This window comes from Serratia sp. OLAL2 (genome assembly GCF_002752475.1).
Taxonomy (GTDB): Bacteria; Pseudomonadota; Gammaproteobacteria; order Enterobacterales; family Enterobacteriaceae; genus Serratia; species Serratia bockelmannii.
Genome location: NZ_MSTL01000027.1, coordinates 1 through 5,145, shown reverse-complemented (window position 1 = coordinate 5,145; position 5,145 = coordinate 1). Strand labels below are relative to the sequence as shown.

General features: G+C 52.7%; 6 protein-coding genes and 2 pseudogenes. 1 reads left to right on the top strand and 7 read right to left on the bottom strand.

The window, feature by feature from the left end:
- The 7 genes and pseudogenes from BVU99_RS24870 to BVU99_RS25065 form a co-directional block, all read right to left on the bottom strand.
- Positions 1 to 371: relaxase/mobilization nuclease domain-containing protein (locus tag BVU99_RS24870; RefSeq protein ID WP_158246035.1), on the bottom strand; the 371-nt coding region annotated here is incomplete at its 3' end.
- Positions 361 to 702, bottom strand: coding sequence for a MobC family plasmid mobilization relaxosome protein (locus BVU99_RS24865; protein WP_099817697.1), 342 nt, complete (start codon positions 700 to 702; stop codon positions 361 to 363). The genes BVU99_RS24870 and BVU99_RS24865, both read right to left, overlap by 11 nt.
- 1,215 nt (positions 703 to 1,917) lie before the next feature.
- On the bottom strand, positions 1,918 to 2,481 hold the full coding sequence (locus BVU99_RS24840) for a hypothetical protein (RefSeq protein WP_063148492.1): 564 nt from the start codon (positions 2,479 to 2,481) through the stop codon (positions 1,918 to 1,920).
- Positions 2,478 to 2,996, bottom strand: a complete 519-nt coding sequence (locus BVU99_RS24835) for a hypothetical protein (RefSeq protein WP_001445155.1) — start codon at positions 2,994 to 2,996, stop codon at positions 2,478 to 2,480. Before BVU99_RS24835 ends, BVU99_RS24840 begins: the two co-directional genes overlap by 4 nt.
- Positions 2,997 to 3,834: 838 nt before the next feature.
- Positions 3,835 to 4,047: an MbeD family mobilization/exclusion protein gene (locus tag BVU99_RS25075; RefSeq protein ID WP_000137423.1), complete on the bottom strand. Its 213-nt coding sequence runs from the start codon at positions 4,045 to 4,047 to the stop codon at positions 3,835 to 3,837.
- Positions 4,048 to 4,050: 3 nt separating this feature from the next.
- Positions 4,051 to 4,536, bottom strand: coding sequence for an MbeB family mobilization protein (locus tag BVU99_RS25070; RefSeq protein WP_144334755.1), 486 nt, complete (start codon positions 4,534 to 4,536; stop codon positions 4,051 to 4,053).
- Between the two features lie 37 nt (positions 4,537 to 4,573).
- Positions 4,574 to 4,981, bottom strand: a pseudogene (locus BVU99_RS25065) (relaxase/mobilization nuclease domain-containing protein); the annotation flags it as partial.
- A gap of 24 nt (positions 4,982 to 5,005) precedes the next feature.
- Between BVU99_RS25065 and BVU99_RS25060 the strand changes: the two are divergent.
- A pseudogene (locus tag BVU99_RS25060) lies at positions 5,006 to 5,145 on the top strand (relaxase/mobilization nuclease domain-containing protein); the annotation flags it as partial.

The window sequence follows — 5,145 nt, the reverse complement described above, 5'->3', positions numbered from 1 at the left end:
TAGTACGGCTGCAGGCGTTTCCCGGTCAGCAGTTCAGTGTTGGGGATCAGGAAATTCAGCTCCAGCCGCCCCTTGTCGGTGTGCTCCACCCACAGAATGCTGTACTGGTCTTTATCGAGCCCGGGCATCAGAACCCGCTCAAAGCTGGCCATGATCTGCTCCCGCTGCCCGGGCGGCAGTTCAGCCTCCGCGAACGACAGCACGCCGGAGGTGTACTTTTTCGCATACGGCGAGGCATCGATAAGCTCCCGGACTTCCTCCGGTTTTCCCTGCAGCACGGTCGCCCCCTCGCGCTGCCGGTCTTTTCCCAGCAGGTAATCCACCGGACCGGCACCACCACCACGCCCCCGGGGATGGAATTTAACGATCATCATCCCCCCTTTTTTCCAGCACCGCATGCCGCAGCCGCTCCAGTCCCGCGTCGATTGCCATCAGGGCGGCCACGATCTGCACCCGGTCATGACCGGCAACACCGGCATTCACTTTCCGGGCGATCTGGTTCAGGTTGTTACCCATACCGGCAAGCTGGCGCAGCAGCGCAGGCGATATCGACGGCAGTCTGCCGGCACGCGCCGGCTTCTCATCGAGACAGGTCTGACGCATCCACGCCGCCAGCTGCTTGCCGTCGCACCGCTCGAGCAGCCGCCGGTGTTCGTCTTCCGTCACCCACATCGTGAGCATCTTGTTGCGTTTGTCTGCCAGAGTAGCCTCCCGATAACACCGGGACGGGCGGGAAATGTTTCCCGGTCGGCACGGTGTTGGACAAGCCGCAGGCGCGTCAGTGGCTTTTAGCGGGTTTCGGGGCGCAGCCCTGAACCAGTCACGTAGCGCTAGCGGAGTGTATACTGGCTTATTATGGTGGCATGAGTGCGGTAATCAGGAAAGTGCTTCATGTGGCAGGAGGAAAATGCAGCCACGGGCGTAAAGCAGAAAATGGAAGTTCAGAGGATATGACGCCTCCTCGCTCACTCAGTCGCTACACTCCTGCCGTGAGACTGCGGCGGGCGTTACCTGCTCACGAATGACAAGATAAAGAGATGGCACTCAAGGCAGGAAAAAGGATACGGCGCTGCCGTTTTTCCATAGGCTCCGCCCCCCTGACAAGCATCACGAAATCTGACGCTCAAATCAGTGGCGGCGAAACCCGACAGGACTATAAAGATCCCAGGCGTTTCCCCCTGGTAGCTCCCTCGTGCGCTCTCCTGTTCCTGCCTTTCGGTTTACCGGTGTCATTCCGCTGTTATGGCCGCGTTTATCTCATTCCACGCCTGACACTCAGTTCCGGGTAGGCAGTTCGCTCCAAGCTGGACTGTATGCACGAACCCCCCGTTCAGTCCGACCGCTGCGCCTTATCCGGTAACTATCACCTTGAGTCCAACCCGAAAAGACACGACTAAACACCACTGGCAGCGGCCAACGGTAAGAGGATGTACAAGAGATTACTAACGCAGAGTTCTTGAAGTATCAGCCCAACTACGGCTAAACTGGAAGGACGAATTTGGTGGCAGTGGTCTTGTACACCCTGTTACCACGGTTCATAAACTTGCCGGTTTAATGAACCTTCGAAAAACCACCTTGCCGGGTGGTTTTTTCGTTTTCAAAGAAGATACGCGTTTACTCTTCGCCTCGTCAATGAAGGGTCGCATTAATTCTGCGACTTGCGCATCTCTTCTACAATACAGTACAGTTACTATGAAGTTGACGTATCCGTCACCTCATATGCTTTGTACTAACTCACGAAAAAACGGAAATAATATGTTAGCTCACGCGGTCGAACTTAAAAAAGCGACGGAACCATGCTCTTCTGGCACAGCCGGAGCATTTCGCCAGCGCGTGAAAGCAAGACGAGCAGAGCAAGGCCGATCAAACCAACAGCCAGAAAAACTCTACGGCGTACTGGTAGGATAAATGAGCCGGTTAAATCCGGCTCATTGGTAGATACAGAGCGAAATCTTTACTTGTCCCAAACAAGTTGTCCTCGCTAAATCCATAATCATTTATAGCTATCTCTCTGACTTTGCTATTTGGCTCATAGATGGCTGTGTATTCGCTTCCCATCGCATTCGCGACAGTAACAACATACGTAACAGAAATATCCAGTGCATATCCTGAAAGAGCCGTGTCATAAGGGGCTGATTCAAGGTAATGCAGCTTAGTTACCACTTTACTATCAGAAACCCCGCCACCAATCAGAGCGCATAGCTTGCCTTCTGATTTAATGGCACAGACGAATGCGCTAGGGTTCTTCAAATAGCCGTTATAGAGCTTAACCCAGTCCCATCCACCGTTAGGTGGTAGTCTTGCAACACCGTTAGGATCAACAGCCCCAATCCATCTCTTTGACATTTCCACGTCACTTAAAGATGCGATTTCTAAACTCCAATCCAAACTTTTAAGTTCATCAAACGCCCCCACTACTTCTGACGCAGCAAAATCATATCTCTGCTTATATCGGTGACGAACAGCTTTCATGTCGTTCATTCCCACTCAGCCCCCACTTCCTGCATCCTAGAAAATAGAGCGTTGTAACGCTCATCTCTTGCCCATCCATTTGATTCATATGACTTTTTAATTACGTAAAGTGGATTCAACATGATTACATAATGAAACTCGCCAGAAGTACCAGGCTTCGTTGATATCAGTCCCAGCTCCCGTAGCTTTTTCATTCTTCCTAGCCAAGTAGTCACCGCTCGCTGCCCACTAAACCCTGACTCAAATGCCAGAGCATCTTTATCCCTAATTTCGACGAATCCCTCGTCAAAAACTCGACACCATAAACTGAGGTATGTCTGTGATACAGGAGATCCAGCGCCAGCAAGGTAATCGATTATCCTATTGATATAATTCAATGTTCTTGGGATTGTTGTAAATCCATCGTGTTCTTTCCTGTTCCATATATTCAGTTCGGAAAGCTCATCCCCCCAAAGCTCTTTTATTAGACTTTCTCTTCTTTTTGATAGAGAGCGCCTACCTACTTTTTTTGCCTTCTCTGACATTTATCCCCCAAAAGTCAATTCAACATGAAAACATTATCAACAAAAAACCCATTATATTCAATGAGTTATGTGTAATAACACAAAAACCAAGCACATCATTAACCAACATCTCATTTGATATAATTCTTTTTTTTTGTCAACACAAATATTGAGATGTAATATTTTTTACAATTATGGTTTTATTTTTCAATTAGTTATGCGCGATTTCGTACTCGCTGTTCTCAATGTGCTCTAATGTAATCGTTGTGCTCGCTGTGCTGAATGGGGTTCTTAGGGGGTTTAAGGGGGGAAGGGGTGCCCTGAATGCGCAATGAAAAAGCCCACATAAGAAACCATTTACCATAACATCCCTTACCCGCACCGCTCCGGACAGGTTCGCCACAAGCGGGGCGGCAGTCAGGTAAAACCGGCAACAAACCACCCGAAACACCACCCCGTTCGTGACAGATAAATTTTATCTGGCTGCATGGTCATGCAGCCAGATGCATACGGTCTGATTTCAGGCCAGAATCCGGATGAACGCCTTAAAAACAGGAAAATGCTTCTCCAGCCAGTCCCAGATCTCCAGCGCCATGTACAGGCAGTTCAGCACCGCCTCAATCACATTAAACAGTCTCATAATCCCTCCGTTGTATACGCCGTGATGTTTTCATCACGACCGTATTTAGCGGGAAATTTATGAGCCCTTCTTCGTGCGGCCTGTCACCGGATGATACTGTTCAGCCCAGAGTCGGACCGTTATAGCTCCGCTGACGGGAACGGGCTTCCGCCAGCTCTTTTTCGTGCTGTCGTTGCTCGTATGCCCGTTCGGCGGCCACCGCCATTTCATGCCGCTGCACTACTGGCTCAAACGCTGTAACTGCCTGCTCAAGTTCGCCACCTGCTGACTCAAGCGCGTGACGCGCTCGTTCAGCGCCGCGTTCTCCCGTTGCATAAGACCAGACATCTTCTGCCATTCCGCGAAGGCGCTCTCCCACTCGTCCAGCCTTTGCGAGTAGTCCTGATGTAGCTGCTCTAATGCGGTCAGCAACTGTTTTTCCAGTTCCGTCATGGGCTATTTCCTCTCCAGTACCATCCAGTTCCCTTCCTCCCCGTAAGCTCCCGCTTTCGGGTTCACTTTGACGCAGGACAGTTTCTGCTCCCCGCAGAGCGACAGCTGCACGCCGTGGTTCCTCTCTGACAGCATGGCCTGCGTCCGCTCCTGCGCCCGGATAGTCTGGTAATTCCCGGTGATCTGCTGCCCCTGCCACCACAGAATGCTCCCGCTCGTGGCGATCAGCAGTACCGAGACCAGGGTGATGGTCAGCCACGTCCGGCCAACCATACGCAGCACGCTCAGCCGGTTCGACTGCATCGCCGCGGTCATACCCTGCTCGTGGGCGCTGATGGCGTCGCTGATTCTCTTCGCGCTTGCGCTCAGTTCCGCTTTTACAGACTTCTCGTGCTCGCTGAATGCGGCTTTCAGCATCTCGCCGGTACTCTGCTGCTGCGCTTTCGATTGCTGCTCCAAGTCCTTCGCCAGCGCTAAAAGACTGCTCATAAATGGCTCCCTTCAGTCGGATGTTTCGCCCCCCGTCCGGGTCGGCAATACTGATACTGTTTTTTGTGGTGCGGACCACCTCAAAACCTGCCGCTGTGAGCGCCCCTGTGACGTCCTCGCGCGTTTTGAGCCCCCCGGATGAGACTAAGGCCAGCAAACCCCGTGTAATCGCCTGAGCGGCTTCCAGCTTCGTTTCCGGCAGTGCGGACGGCGTGACCAGTAACCGTCGGTTCTCCGGGGCGTTTGGATCATGCAGCCCCAGTCTGCCATTCACCACGGTCTGCCAGGCATCGATACGCGGCCGGTCGGCGCGATCGTAGTACGGCTGCAGGCGTTTCCCGGTCAGCAGTTCAGTGTTGGGGATCAGGAAATTCAGCTCCAGCCGCCCCTTGTCGGTGTGCTCCACCCACAGAATGCTGTACTGGTCTTTATCGAGCCCGGGCATCAGAACCCGCTCAAAGCTGGCCATGATCTGCTCCCGCTGCCCGGGCTCGATAAAGACCAGTACAGCATTCTGTGGGTGGAGCACACCGACAAGGGGCGGCTGGAGCTGAATTTCCTGATCCCCAACACTGAACTGCTGACCGGGAAACGCCTGCAGCCGTACTA

Excerpts from the sequence above, each read along its gene's own strand:
- BVU99_RS24840 (WP_063148492.1), bottom strand. The coding sequence starts at position 2,481 with ATGAACGACATGAAAGCTGTTCGTCACCGATATAAGCAGAGATATGAT.
- BVU99_RS24835 (WP_001445155.1), bottom strand. The coding sequence starts at position 2,996 with ATGTCAGAGAAGGCAAAAAAAGTAGGTAGGCGCTCTCTATCAAAAAGA.
- BVU99_RS25075 (WP_000137423.1), bottom strand. The coding sequence starts at position 4,047 with ATGACGGAACTGGAAAAACAGTTGCTGACCGCATTAGAGCAGCTACAT.
- BVU99_RS25070 (WP_144334755.1), bottom strand. The coding sequence starts at position 4,536 with ATGAGCAGTCTTTTAGCGCTGGCGAAGGACTTGGAGCAGCAATCGAAA.